Raw genomic sequence first — 19,989 nt, 5'->3', positions numbered from 1 at the left:
ACACTGGATGCGAGCACAGTATATGGAACGCCGTTACCGTTTGGTTCTTTCCTGCCCGGACCGCGTGGGCATTGTATCGATGGTCAGTAACTTCATCTCCAGCCATGGTGGCTCAATCACCGATGCGAACCAGCATTCAGATGTCAGCACCGGCTGTTTCTTCATGCGGGTCGAGATTGACGCCAGCACCTTGCCGTTTACGCTGGATGAACTGAAAAAGGCCTTTGAACCGATCGCCGCTTCGTTCCAGATGGAGTGGGAAATTCACGATTCGGCCCGTCCCAAGCGCGTGGTGTTGATGGCCAGCCGCGAGTCACACTGTCTGGCAGATCTGCTGTACCGTTTTCACAGCAACGAACTGTTTTGCGAGATTCCCTGCGTAATCTCCAACCATGACGATCTGCGTTCCATGGTGGAGTGGCATGGCATTCCCTATCACCATGTGCCCGTCGATCCGGCTGACAAGACCCCGCACTTTGCCGAGGTTAACCGCCTGATCGCAGAGCATGAGGCCGATACGGTCGTTCTGGCGCGCTACATGCAGATCCTGCCGCCGGACCTGTGTGACCGCTATCCGCACCGCATTATCAATATTCATCACAGCTTCCTGCCGTCTTTCGCCGGTGCCAAGCCCTACCATCAGGCCCATGAGCGTGGCGTTAAACTGATCGGGGCAACCTGTCATTATGTGACTCAGGATCTGGATGCCGGGCCGATCATCGATCAGGATGTGACCCGCATCAGCCATCGTGACATGCCGGAAGATATGGTGCGTCTGGGTCGTGATGTGGAGAAGACCGTGCTGGCGCGTGGTCTGCGCTGGCATCTGGAAGATCGTGTTCTGGTGCATGGCAACAAGACCGTTGTCTTTGCCTGATGGCAGCCGCCGGGGACTGGGCTAGTATAAAGTCAGGCCGGCAACTGTTCGGCTCGACCTCATTCGAAAGCAGGAGACTTGCGGATGCTTAGATCTGTAAAAGTGCAGGACTACATGGCGACCAGTCTGATTTCGTTCAGCCCTGAAACCCGTCTGTTCGATGCCATCCGTACGCTGCAGGAATACGGGATTTCGGGTGCCCCAGTGGTCGACGCCGAAGGGCAGTTGCTGGGAATGTTGTCTGAGCTGGACTGTCTGAAAGCAATCCTGACCCTGACCTATCACGAAGAAGAGATGGGCAGCGGCGGTCACGTGTCGGATTTCATGTCGACTCCGGTGGATACCGTTGCCTATGGCGCTGATCTGACCGAAGTGTCGCAGCGCTTCATGGAACTGGGGCGCCGCCGTCTGCCCGTGGTCCATCACGGTAAGCTGGTGGGTCAGATCAGTCGACGAGATGTGCTCAGAGCCGTGGAGGAGTTTGCCAAAGATGGTTGATACAAGAGTCGAGTTTGCTCATGCGTGATTGGTTGCCCGAAGCGCCGGTACTGTTTTATCCGTCGCTGGCCCGTGAACTGGGCAGTGACGAGGCGCTGCTGCTGACGATTTACGCGGATTATGCTCGCCATGCCGGTATGCATGCCGATGATGGCAGCACCGAATGCATTCTGCCGCACAGCCGCTGGCTGCAGCTGGCCGACTTCTGGAGCGAGGAGCGCCTGCGCAGGGCAACCGACAGCCTGGCCAGCCAGGGGTGCCTGCAGGTCAGTCTGAATCAGGGGGGCAGTGTGCGTCTGCGTTTGCTGCCGCGCCCCAAAACCGAGACACCCGCTCATAAGGTGCCGGAACCTCCACCGGCCTTACCGGTACAACCGGTACAGCAGTTGCCGGTCTATGATTCGCCGCCTTCGCGTCCGGTGCGAGGTGAAACCATGATGCAGCGTCGCGGGCCTGCGCCCACCTTTGGGGGCAGTATCGGCTGGCGTCGGCACAAGGATGAGCTGCAGGCAATCTTCGAACAGGCCGAGGAACGCAATCAGCAGCTGCAGTCGATGCAGCTGGGGTGGCAGCCGTCGGACATGTTCCATGCCATGTTGCCTCGGCACTCGATCCCGCCCGAGTTTGCCAGCGAGTGCCTGGATGAGTTCGTGCTGTACTGGCTCGACAAGGACCGCAAGGAGAGCAACTGGGACCAGAAGTTCTTGGCCTGGGTCAAGCGCGAATGGGTGAAGAAACAGACACGTGATGCGCGGGAGCAACGCTACGAGCAGGAACGACAGCCAGTCACGGGGGGCAATGATGAAAACACCCGCTTCGATTCTCGGGAAAAACGCAAACGGATTACCGCAGCCATCATGGACATCAAGGACACCGACTGGTAACGCGACGGCTGACGCGGCACCCAAAACGATCAGTCCCCAGACCAAAACCCTGGTCAACATGATCTTTGCCCGCTTTATGGCAATCTACGGACACAAGTTCAAAAGCTGTTTCGAGACCGAAAATGAACTGCGCCTGGCCAAGCGGGAGTGGGCGCTGAGTCTTGAGGGCTACGGTGAAGCCGAACTGGTGGCGGCGGTCAATCGCTGCAAGGAAACCACGGCCTGGATGCCCAGCATTGCCGAGTTCATCGAGATTCTGCGCGATATCAACGGTGACTTTGGCCTTCCCGGTGTACGCGACGCCTACAGTGAAGCCTGTTTGCATGCCGAGCACCCGACACGCCATCAGTGGTCGCATCCGGCGGTTTATCATGCCGGCCGCGAAACCGGCTGGTTCCTGTTGCGCTCTGAAGAGGAGAGCAAGGCATTACCGGCGTTTCGTTACCACTACGACGTGATCTGCCGCCGGGTGCGTGAAGGTGAAGCGCTGGATCAACCGGTGCCGCCGGCCCTGGAGGACAAGCAGGCCAATACGGTGGCGGACTTTATTCAGCGTTTTACCGCTGAGCACGCACTGACACCCGAAGAGGGTGCAACTCTGCTGTATTACCTCACCCTGCCGCGTGGCAGTCGCATCCGCAAGCGGCTGCAGGCTCAGTCGCAGCAGAAACTGGAGCAGCGCGGCCTGTCGATCAAACTGCCTGACGAGGCAAGCTGAGTGAGCCCGCCCTCAGTGGGCGGGCGGGGCTTCAAAACTCTGACCAAACATCTCACCGATGGCCTGGCCCAGTGCTTCGCTGCGTTCCGGATTGCGGAAGGCCTGCAGGATCAGGGCGCGATGGACGGGCATGAACATCAGTTCGGCCAGAATGCGGCTGAAACCGGCCTGTCCTGCTTCGCCCTGAGCCAGCTGTTCAAGAAAGGCTGTCAGTACCTGTGGCTCCAGCAGGGCGCTTTCGCAACGGGTGGCGATCACGGTGATCACTTCCGGGTCACGGGCGTGGATGCTTTGCAGTACCGCCATCACCCAATGCTGTTTGGCGACTTCGTCCGTGATATTGGACAGGGCACGGCAGAGAGCGGCAACCCGGTTGCTGTTGTCAGTGGTCAGCGCCTGTTGCAGCTGCTGCACCAGCGCCTGCTGCAGAGGGGCTGCAGGCTGGATGTTTTCCAGCAGTGGGCAGAGCATTTCCAGAACCGCAGCGGGCATATCGGACAGGCGCTGACAGAGGGCGGTGCTGTTGTTTTCCTGATCCAGACGGATGATGAAGTCAGCCAGACCCTGATAGGCCAGCGACTGCCATTGTTCCAGTGGCAACTGCCCCTTGAACCAGGCTTGAGCGCGTTCGTAGTGGGGAGACGCCTGCAGTTTCATCTCACGGGCCGCCAGAGCGTGAAAAGCGGCCATGCGGCTCTGGTCAGGGGTGAACGAATAGGGGTTGTCCTTGAGCGCATCCTCGTCCAGCTGGCCATTCTTGCTGTTGATGACGTTCTGCACCAGTCGCTTGAGCAGGTCATCGCGCGCGGCCGGCGCTACCAGTCCCTGCTCATCCAGCGGCAGGCGCAGGAACCAGACCGCATTTTCGTCGCGCTTCCTGGGATTCCAGATCAATACCGCCAGCCAGGCAAGGTGCTGGAAGGGGGTCGGGTAGGGCAGCTGGGAATCCTCGATACGGCGAAAACGCTCCAGCGGCATCTTGCTGATCCGTCGCCCCATGTCGAAGACACGCAGGGCAGCACCAGTGGAACGCAGCAGTTCGGTCAGGGAATCGGGCAGGGTATTTTCAGCAGACATACACGCTCACGCAGTAATATTGAGATCGGCCGTTATCTTAACATCTCGCCGACTGCCATGCCCTTGCACTTTGGGGCCGGGTCGCGAAGTTAAGGCGCTGGCTGTGATAGATTAGAAGACGAATATGCGACAAGGACCGCTGTAACCATGATCCTGACCCTTCTGTTTGCCAGTGCGATGCTGCTGATCAGCATTGTGCTCAGTCCGCTCTCCAATCGCATCGGTATGCCGGTGCTGCTGCTGTTTCTGGGTGTTGGCCTGCTGGCGGGACAATCGGAGCTGGGGCAGCTGATGTCCACCGAGGTGGAAAGCACGTTCCTGGTCGGTCATCTGGCGCTGGCCATTATCCTGCTCGATGGCGGCATGCGTACCCGCTTCGAAACCTTCCGGGTGGGCCTGAAGCCTGCGCTGTCACTGGCAACCTTCGGCGTGGTCATTACGGCAGCCGTTACCGGCTGGGCCGCACATTGGATTCTGGGCCTGCCGCTGCTGCCGTCCCTGCTGATCGGCACCATCATCTCCTCAACGGATGCGGCGGCGGTCTTTGCGCTGCTGCAGAATCACGGTCTGCGGCTGAACCAGCGTGTCAGTGCAACGCTGGAGATTGAGTCGGGCAGCAACGATCCGATGGCGATCTTCCTCACCATCATCCTGCTTGAATTGATTACCCGCAGTACCCCGCCGGGGGTAGGCGAAGCGGCCCTGTTGCTGCTGACCCAGATGGGACTGGGAGCCGTCGGTGGTTTGGCCGGAGGCTGGCTGCTGGCTCGGGTGTTGCCGAAGCTCGCGTTGCAGGCTGCGTTTTACCCGCTGCTGGTCACGGCGGCCGGACTCAGTGTATTTGCCCTGGTCAGCCTGTTCGACGGCAGCGGGTTTCTGGCAATCTACCTGATGGGCATTCAGGTCGGAAACCGGGGACTCCGCAAACTGGACGATATCCTGCAAGTGCATGATGGTCTGGCTTGGCTGGCGCAACTGAGCCTGTTCCTGATGCTGGGACTGTTGCTTTCCCCGCACGACAAGATGGAATATATCCCCGAAGGTTTGGCGCTGGCCGCCGTGCTGATACTGATCGCCCGTCCGTTGGCAGTGTTTATCACGCTGTGGCCCTTCGGGTTCCGCTGGCGTGAACAGCTCTTCATTGCCTGGGTGGGGCTGAGGGGCGCAGTGCCGATCGTACTGGCACTCTTTCCGTTGATGGCTGACATTGAACATGCCGCGCTGTTTCCGATCATCGCCTTTATTATCGTGACCCTGTCTCTGCTGCTGCAGGGGACGACGCTGGCGCGGGCGGCCCGCTGGCTCAAGCTGGAGCTGCCGGCAGAGCCGGCGGCGCTGCGGCGCCTGAATATCGAGTGGGCATCCCCTAAGAATCATCGTTTGATGGTGTTCGAACTGGATGGTGAGCACTGGACGCCCCCGCGCACGCTGAAAGGCGTGCGACTGCCGACGGATATCGTGATGACAGCGGTATTGCGCGATGGCGTCATGCTGCCGTACGAGCCGGATCTGAAACTGCAGAGCGGTGATCAACTAGCCGTGATCGGGGAAGAAGAGGCCGAACTGCCACTGGCGCGTCTATTCAGTTCGGTTGCATCCATTCCGGCGCTTAAGGAGAGCACCTTCTTCGGTGCCTTCGAACTCAATGGCAGTGTTCAGCTTGAAGCGCTTGCCCAGAACTTTGGTATTGAGGTTCCGGTCGAATTGCACAGCCTGAGCCTGGCCGACTACATCGACTCCTGTCTGCAGGCTCCGCCGGTGGTGGGTGATCGGGCAGGACTGGGGTCGATACAGCTGGTGGTCAAGTCGCTGGAGGCGGGGAAGGTGAGCCGGGTAGGTCTAAAGTTCTGATCCTGGTCGCTGACAGTTTTGAAGCGTCATGGTTTAATGCCCGCGCATTCGCAAGGAGTATAGGGAGTCATTCGTGATAGAAGCGATCTGGATTATCTTCGCCTTCGGGTTGGGGATGGGAGTGAAACTGATCGGGTTGCCGCCGTTGATCGGTTATCTGGCAGCCGGCTTTGCCATCGTGGGAGTCGGTGATGTTGCGGGTATACCGGTTGAGGGGACAGAAGCACTGAGCCATCTGGCCCATATCGGTGTGTTGCTGCTGTTGTTCACCGTAGGTCTGAAGCTCAAGGTGCGCAATCTGGTACGGCCTGAGGTCATTGGCGGCGGTGTGTTGCACTTCGGGATTTCGATTGCCGTGTTCACGCCCGCGCTTCATCTGATCATGGGGCTCGACTGGTATACCGCGCTGATGCTGGCGGTGGCGCTCTCCTTCTCCAGTACGGTTCTGGCGGCTAAAGTACTCGAGTCCAAGCGTGAACTGCGGGCCTTCCACGGCCGTGTCGCCATCGGCATTCTGATCGTGCAGGATCTGCTGGCATTGCTGGTGATGGCGCTGGCCAGCGGCAAGACGCCTTCTGCCTGGGCGCTGCTGGTGTTTGCCGTGCCGTTGCTGCGACCGCTGATCTACAAACTGCTCGATATCAGCGGGCATGAGGAATTGCTGGTACTGCTGGGTCTTCTGCTGGCGCTGGTTATCGGCGGCAAGGGCTTCGAACTGGCAGGGTTGAGCTCGGAGCTGGGCGCGCTGGCCTTTGGTGCCTTGCTGTCCGGTCACCGTCGTGCAGGTGAATTGTCCCAATCGCTGTGGAGCATCAAGGAAGTCTTTCTGGTGGGGTTCTTTCTGCAGATCGGCATGGGAGGGCTGCCGGATACCGATGCGCTGATCTTCGCAATCGTGATGGGGCTGGTATTGCCGCTGAAAGGGATTCTGTTCTTCTTCCTGCTGCTGGGCTTCAAGCTGCGGGCGCGCAGTGCTTTCCTGTCCGGATTGAGTTTGACCAACTACAGCGAGTTCGGTCTGATTGTGGCCAGTATCGTGCTGCCCGAGTGGCTGATTCCGCTGGCCATTGCAGTGTCGATCTCCTTCCTGGTTTCGGCTCCCCTGTATCGACTGGCGCACCCGCTTTACGATCGTTTCGGCGCTTGGCTGAGTCGATTCGAGCGCAAGGGTTTTCATCCGGATGAGCAGCCGTTGTCAGTGGGGGATGCCCAGATTCTGATCATCGGTATGGGGCGCACCGGTACGGCCGCTTATGATCATCTGAAGCCACGTAATATTCCGATGCTGGCGCTGGACTCTGACCCGGCCAAAGTGGAGGCGCATGCCAAGGCTGGTCGCAATGTTGTCTTTGCCGATGCCGAGGATGTTCAGCTGTGGAAAAACCTTAAGGCACCGGCACTGAAGTATGTGATCCTGGCTGCCAATGATGTCGAGGCCAAGGTAACGGCCGCCCGACAGTTGCGCCAGTCCGGCTTTGAAGGGGTTATTGTGGCGCACAGCATGTTTGCCGACCACGCCGAGGCGATTACCCGAGCGGGTGCTGACCATACCTATCAAACCATGGCCGAAACCGGCGTGGGTCTGGCTGAGCACATCTTCAGTGCGGCCAAGCTCAAGGAAGAAGCCTGGCTCTGATCAGCTCTTGTCGGAGGGAGAGTGGTCACCCTGATCACTCTCCTGTTCGTTTACGGGCTCCTCTGGCGAAGCTGGCTTGCTGCTCGGGCTGCTGGAGGTCTGAAGCAGGACCAGCATGTATTCAAGCTGCTTTTCGATATTTTCCAGCCGGTTTTCCAGCCGGGTGATGCGATTCAGGTTCTGACGTTCGCGCTCGGCGATTTCGCCTTCATCCTTTTCGATGAAAAACACCGAGAAACTGGCGGTCAGCAGTGAAAACATGCAGATTCCGACCAGAATCAGCACTGAGCCGAACAGGCGTCCTTCGTTGGTGCTGGGCACGATGTCACCATATCCGACCGTGGTCATGGTGACCCAGGCCCACCAGATGCCGTCCAGTGGCCCGTTGAATGCCGGGTCCAGTGCGGCGATCAGGAAACCTGAAATGATCAGAAACAGCAGGCAAACCATCAATGTGGTGCCGAGGTTGTGACGGGAGAGAATGCTCCTCAGGTCCTTGGAAACCTTGAACAGTATCCCGACCATCACCAGCAGTCGCAGGCTTCGGATGGCGCCGGCATAGAATGAGTCATCGCCCCAGAGCGCAGGCAGCCCGGCGAGGATGATCACCAGGCTCATCCAGTTGTTTTTGAGATGACGCCGCTTGTCGTCGACGACGTAAAGCATCAGCCCCATTTCGATGACAAAGCCCAGCCAGATCACCCAGTCGGTGACATGGTGAGCGAAGCCATTGACGATGCCGTCCGCACGCAGATACCAGTCTACGAGTATCCACAGGGCCAGCATCAACATCGGCCATTCCAGGTTTCTGCCCCAACGCCGGGCACGGCTGTTTTCGGCGCTGGAAACGCCGCCGAAGCCCAGGCGAAACATCAGCGAGTGGTGCTTGTCGAAGCTCATAGGCGGCGCCGTTCCCTGTCGTGGTTAGTGGTGTACTCTGAGCGCTTTATCCAGCTGGCCGATCAGGTCAAGCAAGCGGTCGGTGTCTTCCTCCAGCTGTTTGAACACTTCTTCGGCCATCGGCTGAATTTCACTGTTTTGAGGCAGGGGCAATTCCCGGCTGATCATCTCTTCCAGTCTGGGCAGCAGGAGCCATTGCACCCACTCGGTGAAATCCAGCGTATCGACGCAGAACGGCTCGCGGCTCATCAGTGCAGCCGGCTCCGGTGGCTGCGACTGCCACAGTCCTTGAGCCTGCATTTCCATACGGATTTCGATCAGAACGGTACTGACTTGCTGATTTCGGTCCATGGTTACTCCTTGCGCGCAGCCTTGAGCGTATCGGCGATCAGGAAGGCCAGTTCCAGTGACTGGTCCGCGTTCAGACGCGGGTCGCACTGGGTATGGTAGCGGTCGGCCAGACCTTCTTCGGTGATCTGATAGGCGCCGCCGATACACTCGGTCACATCGTTGCCGGTCATTTCAAAGTGGACGCCACCCGCATGAGTGCCTTCGGCGTTATGCACTTCAAAGAAGCCTTTCATTTCGGCCAGGATTGCATTGACGCTGCGGGTCTTGTAGCCGCTGGACGCCTTGATGGTGTTGCCATGCATGGGGTCTGAACTCCAGACGACATGGTGCCCACTGGCTTTGACGGCGCGCACCAGTGGCGGCAGCAGTTCGGTGATCTTGTCGGCTCCCATGCGTGCGATCAATGTGATGCGACCGGGGATTTGGGCCGGATTGAGGATATCCAGCAGGCGCAGCAGATCATCCACTTGCGTGCTCGGGCCTACCTTGATTCCGATCGGATTGCGCACGCCGCGCAGGAACTCCACATGGGCATGGTCCGGCTGGCGTGTACGGTCGCCGATCCAGAGCATGTGGGCTGAACAGTCGTACCAGTCGCCGGTCAGGCTGTCCTGCCGCGTCAGAGCCTGCTCGTAACCCAGCAGCAGTGCCTCGTGGGAGGTGTAGAGGTTGGTTTCCTTCAGCTGCGGTGTATTCTCCGAGCGGATGCCGCAGGCCTCGATGAACGCCAGTGTCTGGTCGATCTGGTCTGCCAGGTGCTGGTATTTCTCGCCCTGAGGGCTCTGCTGTACGAAGCCTTGAGTCCACTGGTGTACCTTGTGCAGGTCCGCGAAGCCACCGGTGGCGAAGGCACGCAGGAGGTTCAGCGTCGCGGATGACTGGTGGTAGGCCGACAGCAGGCGCTGTGGGTCCGGCGTGCGCGCTTCTGTCGTGAAGGCGATGTCATTGATGATGTCGCCACGATAGCTGGGGAGCTCGATACCATTGATTGTCTCGGTATCGGCTGAACGTGGTTTGGCGAACTGGCCGGCCATGCGGCCAATCTTCACTACCGGGCAGCTGCCAGCGAAGGTCATCACCACTGCCATCTGCAGCAGGACCTTGAAGGTATCGCGGATCTTGTTGGCGTTGAACTCGGCAAAGCTCTCGGCGCAGTCACCGCCCTGCAGCAGGAACGCCTTGCCTTCGGCAACCTGTGCCAGGTCCTGGGTCAGTGAACGGATCTCGCCGGCAAATACCAGGGGCGGAAACTCGCCGAGCACCTTTTCGACCTGATACAGGGCGTCCTGATCAGGGTAGTTCGGGTGCTGTTTGATCGGCTTGCTGCGCCAGCTGTCTGGAGTCCAGGGTTCCATGCTCACTCTCTCACTGATGAATGGTTTTCAATGCATTGATCTTACCGCAAATAGATGGTCGCGGCAGCACGCATTCCCGGAACAGCCGGGCTGAGGAATACGTTCTGAGGGTGAGTGGCCGAGTTGTATTGAGAGCTGCGCTAACAGCACTCGGCCCTGTCAGGCTGAGCGGATGCCGTTGAGGTTGCGGAAGGTCACTTCACGGGCGGTGTTGAGGAAGTCGATCATGAAGTCGGCGTCCTTCTGGTCTTCGCGCATGGCGGCGTACAGCGTACACCAGAGCCCTTTTTCGCCCAGAGGGCGAGCCGAGATATATTCCCGCTGCAGGTATTCATGAGCTGCCCAGTTTGGCAGGGCGGATACGCCGCGTCCGCTGGCCACCAGTTGCATGATCATGACCGTCAGTTCGGAGGTGCGGATCTCGCCGGGCTCCACGCCTGCCGGATCGAGGAAACGGGTGAAGACGTCCAGCCGGTCCTGCTCCACCGGATAGGTGATCAGGGTTTCCTGAGCCAGATCCTGAGGCTGGATATGACGCTTGGCGACCAGACGGTGTTGACGGCCCATGACCAGAATCGATTCGTAACTGAACAGGGGGACATAATGGATGCCGGTTCGTTCCTCGGGATCGGAAGTGATGACCAGGTCCAGATCACCTCGTGCCAGTGCTGGCAGTGGCAGGAAGCTGAAGCCGGTGGACAGGTCCAGTTCGACTTCGGGCCAGTGCTGACGAAAATGATCGATCGTAGGCATCAGCCAGTCAAAGCAGCTGTGGCACTCGATGCAGATGTTGAGTCGGCCTGTCTCGCCACCGGCAAGGCGCATGATGTCCCGCTCGGCACTGCGTACCATGGGCAGCAGCTCGTCGGCCAGATTCAGCAGGCGCTGGCCTGCACTGGTGAAACAGATCGGTCGGGTCTTGCGGATGAACAGCGAGCAGTTCAGTCGCTCTTCCAGATCCTTGATCTGGTGGGACAGGGCGGACTGGGTCAAATGAATGCGTTCGGCGGCTTCGACAAGGCTGCCTGCATCACGCAGCGCGGCAAGCGTTTTCAGATGACGAATCTCTATCATGCCCACAGGTCAGGTCCCTCGGGTTGCGGATAAACGCCAGTATAGTACTGAATATTTACTTCTGGCGAATTGCGGCAGTCAGGAGGCCCCGCTGCCGCACTGAGGTGGTCAGGACTTGACCAGCAGGAATTCCAGCAGCGCTTTCTGCGCGTGCAGGCGGTTCTCGGCTTCTTCAAATACGACTGAACGCGGATCGTCCAGCATGTCTTCACTGACTTCTTCACCGCGGTGGGCGGGCAGGCAGTGCATGAAAATGGCGTCTTTGTCGGCCAGATCCATCAGTGCCGGTGAAACCTGATAGCCTCGGAATTCACGGACACGCTCGCGCTGCTCGTCTTCCTGTCCCATGGATGCCCAGACATCGGTCACGACCAGGTGAGCGCCTTTAACAGCCTCTTCAGGGCTTTCAAACACGCTCACCCGGTCGCTGTTGCGTGCCACCAGGTCTGAATTGGGAGCAAAGTCTTCCGGGCAGGCCACGTTGAGTTTGAAGTCGAACTGACGCGCCGCATTGATGTAGGAGTTGCACATGTTGTTGCCATCACCGACCCAGGCGACGGTTTTGCCCTTGATTGAACCACGCTGCTCAATGAAGGTCTGCATGTCGGCCAGCAACTGGCAGGGGTGGTAATCATCGGTCAGGGCGTTGATGACCGGCACCTTGGAATAGCGGGCGAAGGTTTCGACCAGCTCGTGACTGAACGTACGAATCATGACCACGTCAACCATGCTGGAAATCACGCGTGCGCTGTCTTCCACCGGTTCGCCACGTCCCAGCTGGGTGTCTCGGGGCGACAGGAACATGGCGTGACCGCCAAACTGTGCCATGCCGGCTTCAAAGGAAACACGCGTGCGAGTGGATGCCTTTTCGAAGATCATGGCCATGACCTTGTTCTTCAACGGCTCATAGGTTTCGCCCGCGTTACGCATCTGCTTGAGGATAATGGCGCGCTGCACGATCTGATGCAGTTCTTCAGGCGTCATGTCCAGCAGGGTTAAAAAGTGTCGTGTACTCATAAATGGTTTCGGTCGGCGACCTGGGTCGCCGGCTCCCGGTATCGGTTGAATTAATTGCGCTCAGTTGGCGCTGTCACGCTCTTCACCGGCATAAACCCGGATCAATTGAGCAACGGTGTTTACCAGCAAGTCAGCTTCCTGATCGGACATGATCAGGGGCGGCAGCAGACGAACGACACGGCCACCGCCGGTGACGTTCAGCAGAATGCCCTTGATCTTGGCCAGAACGGCCAGCTCACTGCCTGCCTCGGTCAGCTCGATGCCGATCATCAGGCCTTTGTTACGAATCTCTTTCACGTAAGGAGCACCGCCCAGCTGTGCACGGAAGCCTTCGGCGATGTGATTGCCCAGCACCTCGGCGCGCTGGCAAAGTTTATCCTGTTCAATGGTGTCGACAACGGCCAGCGCTGCCGCGCAGGCCAGCGGGTTACCACCATACGTCGTGCCGTGGCTGCCCGGTGTCAGGGTCTCGGCGGCGATGCCGCGGGCCAGGCAGGCGCCGATCGGGAAACCATTGCCCAGTCCTTTTGCAGTTGTCACCACGTCCGGCAGAATCCCGTTGTGCTGATAGGCGAAATAGCGACCGGTCCGACCGTTACCCGTCTGGACTTCGTCCAGCATCAGCAGCCATTGCTGTTCGTCACAGATCTCACGCAGCTGGTTCAGGTAGTCTGCGGCCGGAATATGAATGCCGCCTTCACCCTGGATCGGTTCGACCAGAATCGCGACCACATTGGGGTTGTTACGCGCCACCTGACGTACGGCCTCGACATCATCGAAAGGCACGCGAACGAAACCGCTGACCAGAGGCTCGAAGCCCTGCTGGGTTGCGCGGTTGCCCGTGGCGCTGAGAGTAGCCAGAGTACGACCATGGAACGACTGCTCCATGACAATGATGGCTGGATTATCGATGTTGCGATTGTGTCCGTAGCGGCGAGCCAGCTTGATGGCGGCTTCATTGGCTTCGGCACCGGAATTGGCGAAGAAGACATTATCCATGCCTGAGATACGGGCCAGCTTTTCGGCCAACTCTTCTTGCTTCGGAATGGTGTAGAGGTTTGAGCAATGAATCAGTTTGGCGGCCTGTTCACTGATGGCATAGGTGACTGCCGGATGGGCGTGACCCAAGCCGGTGACGGCGATGCCGCAAAGCGCATCGAGGTATTTGTTGCCAGCAGTATCGAACAGCCAGGCGCCTTCGCCATGTTCGAAGGCGACCGAGAGCCGGTTGAAAACGTTCATCAGTGGCTGCGTAGCCATGGGAGTCTCCCTACAACGCAAAAAGGCAGCCATGGCTGCCGATAAAACAACCATTCTATGAGCAGCAACACGGTTTGGCAATTCCATCCTTGGGCGAAGAGGCGTGAAATCATACAAAAAATAAGGTATTTGGCTTGAATTCTTGCGAAGTGGCACCCAAAAAGAAAGAGAGCAGAAGCAAAGTCGTTCGGTCTAACTTGAGTGGAACACTTGGTTATATGTTAAGCTGTTCTCCAGGCCAGGCCCTAAGTTGGTCTTCAAGATCAGATGTAGTGAAGGTGTTTAGATGAGTGTAGTCGACACGATCAAAGAGCAGATCGAAAACAACGCAATTCTGCTGTACATGAAAGGCACACCCCGTTTCCCGCAGTGCGGCTTCTCTTCGCGCGCGGTGGAAGCCGTGATGTCCTGTGGTGAGCGCTTTGCGTTCGTGAACATTCTTGAAAACCCGGATATTCGTGCCGAGCTGCCGAAATACGCAAACTGGCCGACCTTCCCCCAGCTGTGGATCAACGGCGAGCTGGTGGGTGGCTGTGACATCATTTGCGAGATGGCGGCCACTGGTGAACTGAAAGAGATGATCGCAGCTGCCGCTCAGGCAAGCGGCGACGACGCCTGATTTGAAATAGAGTGCCCTGTTGGCAGCCCGGTCTGCCGGCTTGGCTTATGAAGTAACATTGAAAACCATAATGAATGGAGAAAGAGCATGGGCGTACTGGTAGGTAAACAGGCTCCTGACTTTAATGCAGCAGCTGTTCTGGGCGATGGCCAGATTGTTGATAACTACAACCTCAAGGAAGCAATCAAGGGCAAGTACGGCCTGGTTTTCTTCTACCCGCTGGACTTCACTTTCGTGTGCCCGTCCGAACTGATCGCACTGGATCACCGTATGGATGCTTTCCAGGAGCGTGGCGTAGAAGTGATCGGCGTTTCCATCGATTCCCAGTTCACTCACAACGCTTGGCGTAATACCCCGGTTAACGAAGGCGGTATCGGTCAGGTCAAGTACACGCTGGTGGCTGACGTTAAGCATGAAATCTGCCAGGCATATGATGTAGAAGCCGACGCTGGTGTTGCTTTCCGTGGCGCTTTCCTGATCGACAAGGACGGTGTTGTGCGTTCTCAGATCGTCAATGACCTGCCGCTGGGTCGTAACATGGACGAGCTGATTCGTCTGGTAGACGCTCTGCAGTTCCACGAAGAACACGGCGAAGTTTGCCCTGCAGGCTGGAACAAGGGTGACAAGGGTATGGATGCGTCCCCGACAGGCGTTGCCAAGTACCTGGCTGAAGAGTCTGACAAGCTGTAATTCAGCTTCTCGATCGATCCAAAAAAAACCGCGCTTTTGCGCGGTTTTTTTTCGGACGTTTTCAATCTCGTGTCGCCAGCAGCATGTCCCAGCCGCCCAGGTCTTTCCATTGATTGACGATGGTGCAGAAGAGTTCGGCCGTTTTTACGGTATCGTAGAGCGCCGAATGTGCCTGCTTGCCGTCGAATTCGATGCCGGCAAGATCACATGCCTTGGCCAGAACTGTCTGCCCGTAGGCCAACCCTGCCAGGGAAACGGTATCGAACGTGGAAAACGGGTGGAACGGGTTGCGCTTGATATTGCAGCGTTCCGAAGCGTTAGTGACAAAACTGTGATCGAAGGCAGCGTTGTGACCAACGAGCACGGCTCGTTTGCAGCCGTGGGACTTGATCGATTTTCGGATTGGCTTGAAAATCTGTTCCAGGGCTTCCTGTTCCGCCACCGCATTGCGTGCCGGATCTTCAGGATTGATGCCGGTGAAGTCCAGTGCAGACTGCTCCAGGTTGGCCCCGGGAAAAGGGATGACATTGGCATCGTAACTCTGGTCGATCATCAGGTAGCCGTTCTCATCCATGGTCAGCGTGACGGCTGCAATTTCCAGCAGGGCATCGGTTCTCGGGTTGAAACCGGCTGTTTCGACGTCAACGACGACAGGCAGGAAGCCGCGGAAGCGTTCTGCCATGGGGTGAGGGGCGTTATGGCGGTGAGTCACGAAGATCCTTATTTGCAAGTGGATAATGGCCGCAGGCATTCTAACAGTCTGGCAGGCCGCGTCAAAACACGCTCAAGCGATGGCCTGATCAGCCGTTAACGTGTCTGTATTTGAATCAATGGGAGTCGCAATCTTGAACACCCGCTGTTTGGCCTTGTTACTACTGCTGTTACTACCAGGGTGGGCGCAGGCTGTGGTGTTCCGTGCCTCCATCGACGAGTCGGTGTGGGAGATGGAAACCTCACGCTTTTTCTGTCGGCTCAGTCAAAAGGTACCCGCATTCGGTCGTGCTCTGTTTGAGCATGAGGCGGGCGAGTCTCTGCGTTTCCACCTTCAACCCACGCAGAAAGATCAGTTGGAGGGAGAGGCCCTGTTGATGGCGAGGGCTTCCCCCTGGCAGCCGGGAGAAGCGCCCTTTAGAATCGCGCGCGTCGAAATTGATGCCAAAACGGGCGGGGTGGCTCTGGACAGTGAGGCCGCCAACAAAATGCTGGTTGCGTTACACCGGGGTATGACGCCGACTTTTTCCAGCGATAGCTGGTATCAGAGTGGTGAGCCTGTCGAAGTGGGAATTTCGGCAGCCAACTTTCAGTCAGCCTATAACGATTATCTGACGTGTCTGACGACACTGCTGCCGGTGAACTATCGTCAGGTCGCCAGAACGGCTGTGCTCTTCCCGTCTGCAACCTGGCGCTTGTCAGATGCTACCCGTGAGCGACTGGATTTGATTGCGCTGTATGTCAAAACGGATGACAGCGTGAAGTCGATATATGTCGACGGGCATTCTGACAACTTCGGTCGTCGCCTGTTGAACCGTGACCTGTCCAAGAAACGTGCAGAAGAAGTGACACGTTACCTGGTCAGTCAGGGGATACCGGAAGAGATGATCACAACCCGTTACCACGGTGAGCGCTATCCTGTAGTGCCGAACACCAGTGCCGAAAATCGAGCACGCAACCGTCGTGTTGCCATACGTTTGGAACGTGACTAACGTGCAGGCAGTTCAGCGGCAACCGGCTTTCTGATATATTATTTGCACTTGTGCCGAGTGAATCTTAGCGGCCGGTCGATCATGGTGGTCGGCCGGCAATTGTTTCTGGAGCAGCAACATGTCCGATATTAAAAAGGTCGTCCTGGCGTACTCAGGCGGTCTGGATACTTCTGTAATCGTACGCTGGTTGCAGGACACCTATAACTGCGAGGTCGTGACCTTTACTGCCGACCTGGGTCAGGGTGAAGAAGTTGAACCTGCGCGTGCCAAGGCGGAAGCCCTGGGCGTGAAGGAAATCTACATCGAAGATCTGCGTGAAGAGTTTGTTCGCGACTACGTATTCCCGATGTTCCGTGCCAACACCATTTACGAAGGTGAATACCTGCTCGGTACCTCCATCGCGCGTCCGCTGATCGCCAAGCGCCTGATCGAAATTGCCAACGAAACCGGTGCTGACGCCATTTCTCACGGCGCCACTGGCAAGGGTAACGACCAGGTACGTTTCGAGCTGGGCGCTTATGCGCTGAAGCCGGGCGTCAAGGTGATCGCTCCCTGGCGTGAATGGGATCTGACATCCCGTGAAACGCTTATGAAGTACTGTGAAGATCGCAACATTCCGGTCGACTTCAGCAAGAGCAAGAAGAAATCTCCGTACTCCATGGATGCCAACCTGCTGCATATCTCTTATGAAGGCGGCATTCTGGAAGATCCGTGGGCGGAAGCCGAAGAAGACATGTGGCGTTGGAGCGTCAGCCCGGAGCAGGCTCCTGACGAACCGACCTACCTGACACTGACTTACCGCAAGGGCGACATCGTTGCCATCGACGGTCAGGAAATGTCTCCGGCGACCGTGCTTGAGTACCTGAACAAGGTGGGTGGTGCCAACGGCGTTGGTCGTCTGGATATCGTCGAGAACCGTTTCGTCGGCATGAAGTCTCGTGGTTGCTACGAGACTCCGGGGGGCACCATCATGCTCAAGGCGCACCGTGCCATCGAGTCCATCACTCTGGACCGTGAAGCGGCGCACCTGAAAGATGAACTGATGCCGCGCTATGCCAAGATCATCTACAACGGCTTCTGGTGGTCTGAAGAACGCAAGATGCTCCAGCAGATGATCGACTTCAGCCAGCGTAACGTGAACGGTGACGTTCGTGTGAAACTCTACAAGGGGAGCGTATCTGCGGTGGGCCGTCGTTCTGAAGACAGCCTGTTCGACGAGAGCATCGCAACCTTTGAAGATGATGCCGGTTCCTACAACCAGAAGGATGCGGAAGGCTTTATCAAGTTGAACGCGCTGCGCATGCGCATCGCTGCCGGCAAAGGCCGCAACCTGCTTGAAGACTGATCGTCTGACGACCCCATGTCTTCAGGGCCATGCCGGCGTTGCCGGCATGGCCTTTTTCATATCCAGCGTTCGACGTTTTGCCCGCCTTCGCTGTGCATGCTATTTTTCCATAAGTCCCTGAAAGTGTAGGTCTATGGATACCCTTTTTGCCACCAAAAGAGCGCTTGTCGTTGACAAGCAGCTGGACGATCTCAAGTCCTTGCGCATGCTGCTGCTCAGTTTGGGGTTGGAGCAGGTGTTCGTGGCGTCTTCCGTCAACATGGCGTTATCGATTCTGCGTGAAGAGCCTGTCGACTTCTGCTTTATGGTGCATGATCTGGGCAAGAATGAAAAAAGCGGCTTGCAGCTGTTGCATGAGGCCCAGGCAGAAGGGATTTATCGTCAAAGTACGGCCTATGTATTGGTAGCAGACCCGGAAACATCGGCATTGATGTTTGGCTCTTTGGAGTCCTCACCGGATCTCTGTATCGAAAAGCCCTATCAGACCGCCCAGCTGCGCCTGTCGCTGGAGCGTCTTATGAGAATGAAGCAGTCGCTTCAGCCGCTCCATGCCTGCATGGACGAGGGGCGTTGGAGTGAGGCCCTGACGCTGTGTGAGCAAACTCAGATGCGCTTTCCTGCTCTCAAGGTGTTATCACAGCGGATGCGGGGCATTATTTTATTGCGGCTGGAGCGCTATCCTGATGCTTATCAGCAGTTTGAAGCGCTGCTGGGACAGCGTGATCAGCACTGGATGCGGGTGGGGGCCGGAGTGGCTGCCTACCGGATGGGGGATCTGGTCCAGGCCGAAGCTGCACTTGATCAAGTAATACGTCAGCGTCAGGTCTGTATCGATGCCTTTGATTGGCTTGCACGGCTGCATCGTTTGAAGGGAGAGCTGCAGCAGTCGGTCAATCTGCTGCGCAAGTCCGTGCTGCTGCAGCCAACCGTTGCGCTTTTACAGGCCAGGCAGGGCGATACTGCTGCCCGGTTGAAAGACTGGCGGCTGGCAGTCGATTCCTTTCGTGCAGCGGTTCAGTTCGGGCGTTATTCGGCTTATCAACAACCGGATTATTACTTCGCATTGGCGCAGTCATTGCGAATGCGCCTGGAGGAGCTGCAGGGTGATCAGGCTGCTGCTGCCGAAGCCGAGGCGGTACAGGTACTCGAGCGTTCGGTGGTGGACTTCGATCATGATCCGGTTGCCCAGTTCAGATCCCGCCTGTTGTTGTCGGACTTGCATCGTCAGGGTGGCGAGTCCGGGCGAGCAGAGCAATCGTGTCGTGCTGCCCTGGAATTGTTTTCAGGGCTGCCATTGGAGCTTCAGGCTCAGTGGCTCGACTTGCTGGTGGATGGGCTTGAGCACAGTTCGGTCAGCAGTCAGGCACAGAAAGTGCGTCAGGAGCTGACGCCGAAAATGTTGTCCATCGATTGGGCGCGAGCCAACCTCAAGGGCATGATGCACTTTCGCAAGGCTGAACTGCTGCTTGCCAGAGACGAGTTCGTCATGGCGCATCAGGCCTTGCCACATAATCCCAGTGTCAGCCTGAACCTGCTGCAGGCGGAGATGGAACTATTGAAACGGCAGCATGACAAAGACTCGTCCGCCATGATTCGCCGCTGCGACGATCTGCTGAACGGGCTACATTTTGCTGCCTTGACCCCGCGTCAGCAACACCGTTATCAGGCACTGGCCGAGCGTCTTGCGGGTCTGGTGCTTACAACAGGCAGCCAGCCTTCAACAGGTTCAGAATAACTGTTCGTCTTCCCGGATAAACATATTGTCCTGAACATAGTCGCTGCTGCCGGGGTCTTCAGAGTCAGGGTTGGCCAAAGAGCGAGCAACCTTGCGGCTGAGCAGCTTGCGCTGAGCCGCTGCAGGGAGATCGGTAAATCTTATGATCTGGCGATCAATCAAAGTATCGATCAGGTCTTCCAGTATACGGATGGTGGAAAGGTCAGACTCATCCAGGAAGTCGTTGGCAGCGAAGTTCTCGCCATCCAATGAGAGAAATGCCATTACCTCCGGGTCTGAAGGGTTGGCGGGCTGGGCGTCGGGAATGGCTCGATCGGTCAGCGCGGTGATTTTTCCATCCTTGTCTCGCAGCGCATAAAGCATTTTACATATCCTGAACTAAGCTGATTTTGGATGAAG

20 protein-coding genes are annotated in these 19,989 nt (G+C 57.5%); 11 read left to right on the top strand and 9 right to left on the bottom strand.

From position 1 onward, the window contains the following. Positions 1–22 precede the first annotated feature (22 nt). From purU to LN244_RS13015, 4 genes are all read left to right on the top strand, one after another. A complete protein-coding gene (gene purU, locus LN244_RS13030) occupies positions 23–877 on the top strand; it encodes a formyltetrahydrofolate deformylase (RefSeq protein WP_239042418.1) in 855 nt (284 codons plus the stop codon). Between the two features lie 84 nt (positions 878–961). Beyond that, positions 962–1,375: a CBS domain-containing protein gene (locus LN244_RS13025; protein ID WP_239040212.1), complete on the top strand. Its 414-nt coding sequence runs from the start codon at positions 962–964 to the stop codon at positions 1,373–1,375. A 20-nt stretch (positions 1,376–1,395) separates the two neighbouring features. Continuing rightward, entirely contained in the window at positions 1,396–2,259 is an 864-nt protein-coding gene (locus tag LN244_RS13020) for a DnaT-like ssDNA-binding domain-containing protein (RefSeq protein WP_239040211.1), read from the top strand. Further along, positions 2,177–2,977: a replication protein P gene (locus tag LN244_RS13015; RefSeq protein ID WP_239040210.1), complete on the top strand. Its 801-nt coding sequence runs from the start codon at positions 2,177–2,179 to the stop codon at positions 2,975–2,977. The genes LN244_RS13020 and LN244_RS13015 overlap by 83 nt, the downstream gene beginning before the upstream one ends. Positions 2,978–2,989: 12 nt before the next feature. On the opposite strand, the gene LN244_RS13010 is transcribed toward LN244_RS13015, so the two are convergent. After that, positions 2,990–4,054: a DUF3549 family protein gene (locus LN244_RS13010; protein WP_239040209.1), complete on the bottom strand. Its 1,065-nt coding sequence runs from the start codon at positions 4,052–4,054 to the stop codon at positions 2,990–2,992. A gap of 147 nt (positions 4,055–4,201) precedes the next feature. Here LN244_RS13010 and LN244_RS13005 point away from each other — a divergent pair, with 147 nt between their 5' ends. Then, positions 4,202–5,905 (top strand): potassium/proton antiporter, encoded by a 1,704-nt coding sequence (locus tag LN244_RS13005; RefSeq protein ID WP_239040208.1) that lies wholly within the window; start codon positions 4,202–4,204, stop codon positions 5,903–5,905. Positions 5,906–5,978: 73 nt separating this feature from the next. Continuing rightward, entirely contained in the window at positions 5,979–7,541 is a 1,563-nt protein-coding gene (locus LN244_RS13000) for a cation:proton antiporter family protein (protein ID WP_239040207.1), read from the top strand. Here LN244_RS13000 and LN244_RS12995 read toward each other — a convergent pair whose 3' ends face one another. The 6 genes from LN244_RS12995 to LN244_RS12970 form a co-directional block, all read right to left on the bottom strand. Then, a complete protein-coding gene (locus LN244_RS12995; RefSeq protein ID WP_239040206.1) occupies positions 7,542–8,441 on the bottom strand; it encodes a potassium channel family protein in 900 nt (299 codons plus the stop codon). It abuts the gene before it with no gap. Positions 8,442–8,465: 24 nt separating this feature from the next. Beyond that, positions 8,466–8,792 carry a YqcC family protein gene (locus LN244_RS12990; RefSeq protein ID WP_239040205.1) on the bottom strand — a complete coding sequence of 109 codons (327 nt, stop codon included), beginning with the start codon at positions 8,790–8,792 and terminating at the stop codon, positions 8,466–8,468. A 2-nt stretch (positions 8,793–8,794) separates the two neighbouring features. Beyond that, positions 8,795–10,147, bottom strand: coding sequence for a class II 3-deoxy-7-phosphoheptulonate synthase (locus LN244_RS12985; RefSeq protein ID WP_239040204.1), 1,353 nt, complete (start codon positions 10,145–10,147; stop codon positions 8,795–8,797). 159 nt (positions 10,148–10,306) lie between these two features. Continuing rightward, entirely contained in the window at positions 10,307–11,221 is a 915-nt protein-coding gene (locus LN244_RS12980) for a LysR family transcriptional regulator (protein ID WP_239042417.1), read from the bottom strand. A gap of 108 nt (positions 11,222–11,329) precedes the next feature. Next, complete coding sequence (gene argF, locus LN244_RS12975; RefSeq protein WP_239040203.1) at positions 11,330–12,238, bottom strand: ornithine carbamoyltransferase; 909 nt, start codon at positions 12,236–12,238, stop codon at positions 11,330–11,332. Positions 12,239–12,298: 60 nt separating this feature from the next. Beyond that, positions 12,299–13,498 (bottom strand): aspartate aminotransferase family protein, encoded by a 1,200-nt coding sequence (locus LN244_RS12970; RefSeq protein WP_239040202.1) that lies wholly within the window; start codon positions 13,496–13,498, stop codon positions 12,299–12,301. A gap of 286 nt (positions 13,499–13,784) precedes the next feature. On the opposite strand from LN244_RS12970, the gene grxD reads away from it, so the two are divergent. Both grxD and LN244_RS12960 read left to right on the top strand, forming a co-directional pair. Beyond that, positions 13,785–14,117 carry a Grx4 family monothiol glutaredoxin gene (gene grxD / locus LN244_RS12965; protein WP_239040201.1) on the top strand — a complete coding sequence of 111 codons (333 nt, stop codon included), beginning with the start codon at positions 13,785–13,787 and terminating at the stop codon, positions 14,115–14,117. A gap of 87 nt (positions 14,118–14,204) precedes the next feature. Then, positions 14,205–14,807 (top strand): peroxiredoxin, encoded by a 603-nt coding sequence (locus LN244_RS12960; protein ID WP_239040200.1) that lies wholly within the window; start codon positions 14,205–14,207, stop codon positions 14,805–14,807. Between the two features lie 61 nt (positions 14,808–14,868). Here the strand turns inward: LN244_RS12960 and rnt are convergent, their stop codons facing one another. Further along, entirely contained in the window at positions 14,869–15,489 is a 621-nt protein-coding gene (gene rnt, locus LN244_RS12955; RefSeq protein ID WP_239042416.1) for a ribonuclease T, read from the bottom strand. A 163-nt stretch (positions 15,490–15,652) separates the two neighbouring features. Between rnt and LN244_RS12950 the strand changes: the two genes are divergently transcribed. From LN244_RS12950 to LN244_RS12940, 3 genes are all read left to right on the top strand, one after another. Then, entirely contained in the window at positions 15,653–16,510 is an 858-nt protein-coding gene (locus LN244_RS12950) for a flagellar protein MotY (RefSeq protein ID WP_239040199.1), read from the top strand. Positions 16,511–16,628: 118 nt separating this feature from the next. After that, complete coding sequence (locus LN244_RS12945; protein ID WP_239040198.1) at positions 16,629–17,855, top strand: argininosuccinate synthase; 1,227 nt, start codon at positions 16,629–16,631, stop codon at positions 17,853–17,855. A gap of 133 nt (positions 17,856–17,988) precedes the next feature. Then, positions 17,989–19,590 (top strand): response regulator, encoded by a 1,602-nt coding sequence (locus LN244_RS12940; RefSeq protein WP_239040197.1) that lies wholly within the window; start codon positions 17,989–17,991, stop codon positions 19,588–19,590. Here LN244_RS12940 and LN244_RS12935 read toward each other — a convergent pair. Further along, the gene (locus LN244_RS12935; protein ID WP_239040196.1) at positions 19,582–19,953 is read right to left on the bottom strand and encodes a hypothetical protein; all 372 of its coding nucleotides are present in this window, start codon (positions 19,951–19,953) and stop codon (positions 19,582–19,584) included. The genes LN244_RS12940 and LN244_RS12935 overlap by 9 nt on opposite strands. Positions 19,954–19,989: the final 36 nt, after the last annotated feature.

The organism is Marinobacterium sediminicola (assembly GCF_022343685.1).
Lineage (GTDB): Bacteria > Pseudomonadota > Gammaproteobacteria > Pseudomonadales > Balneatricaceae > Marinobacterium > Marinobacterium sediminicola.
The sequence above is the reverse complement of the archived record's forward strand: the minus strand, read 5'-3'. Positions and strand labels throughout refer to the sequence as shown.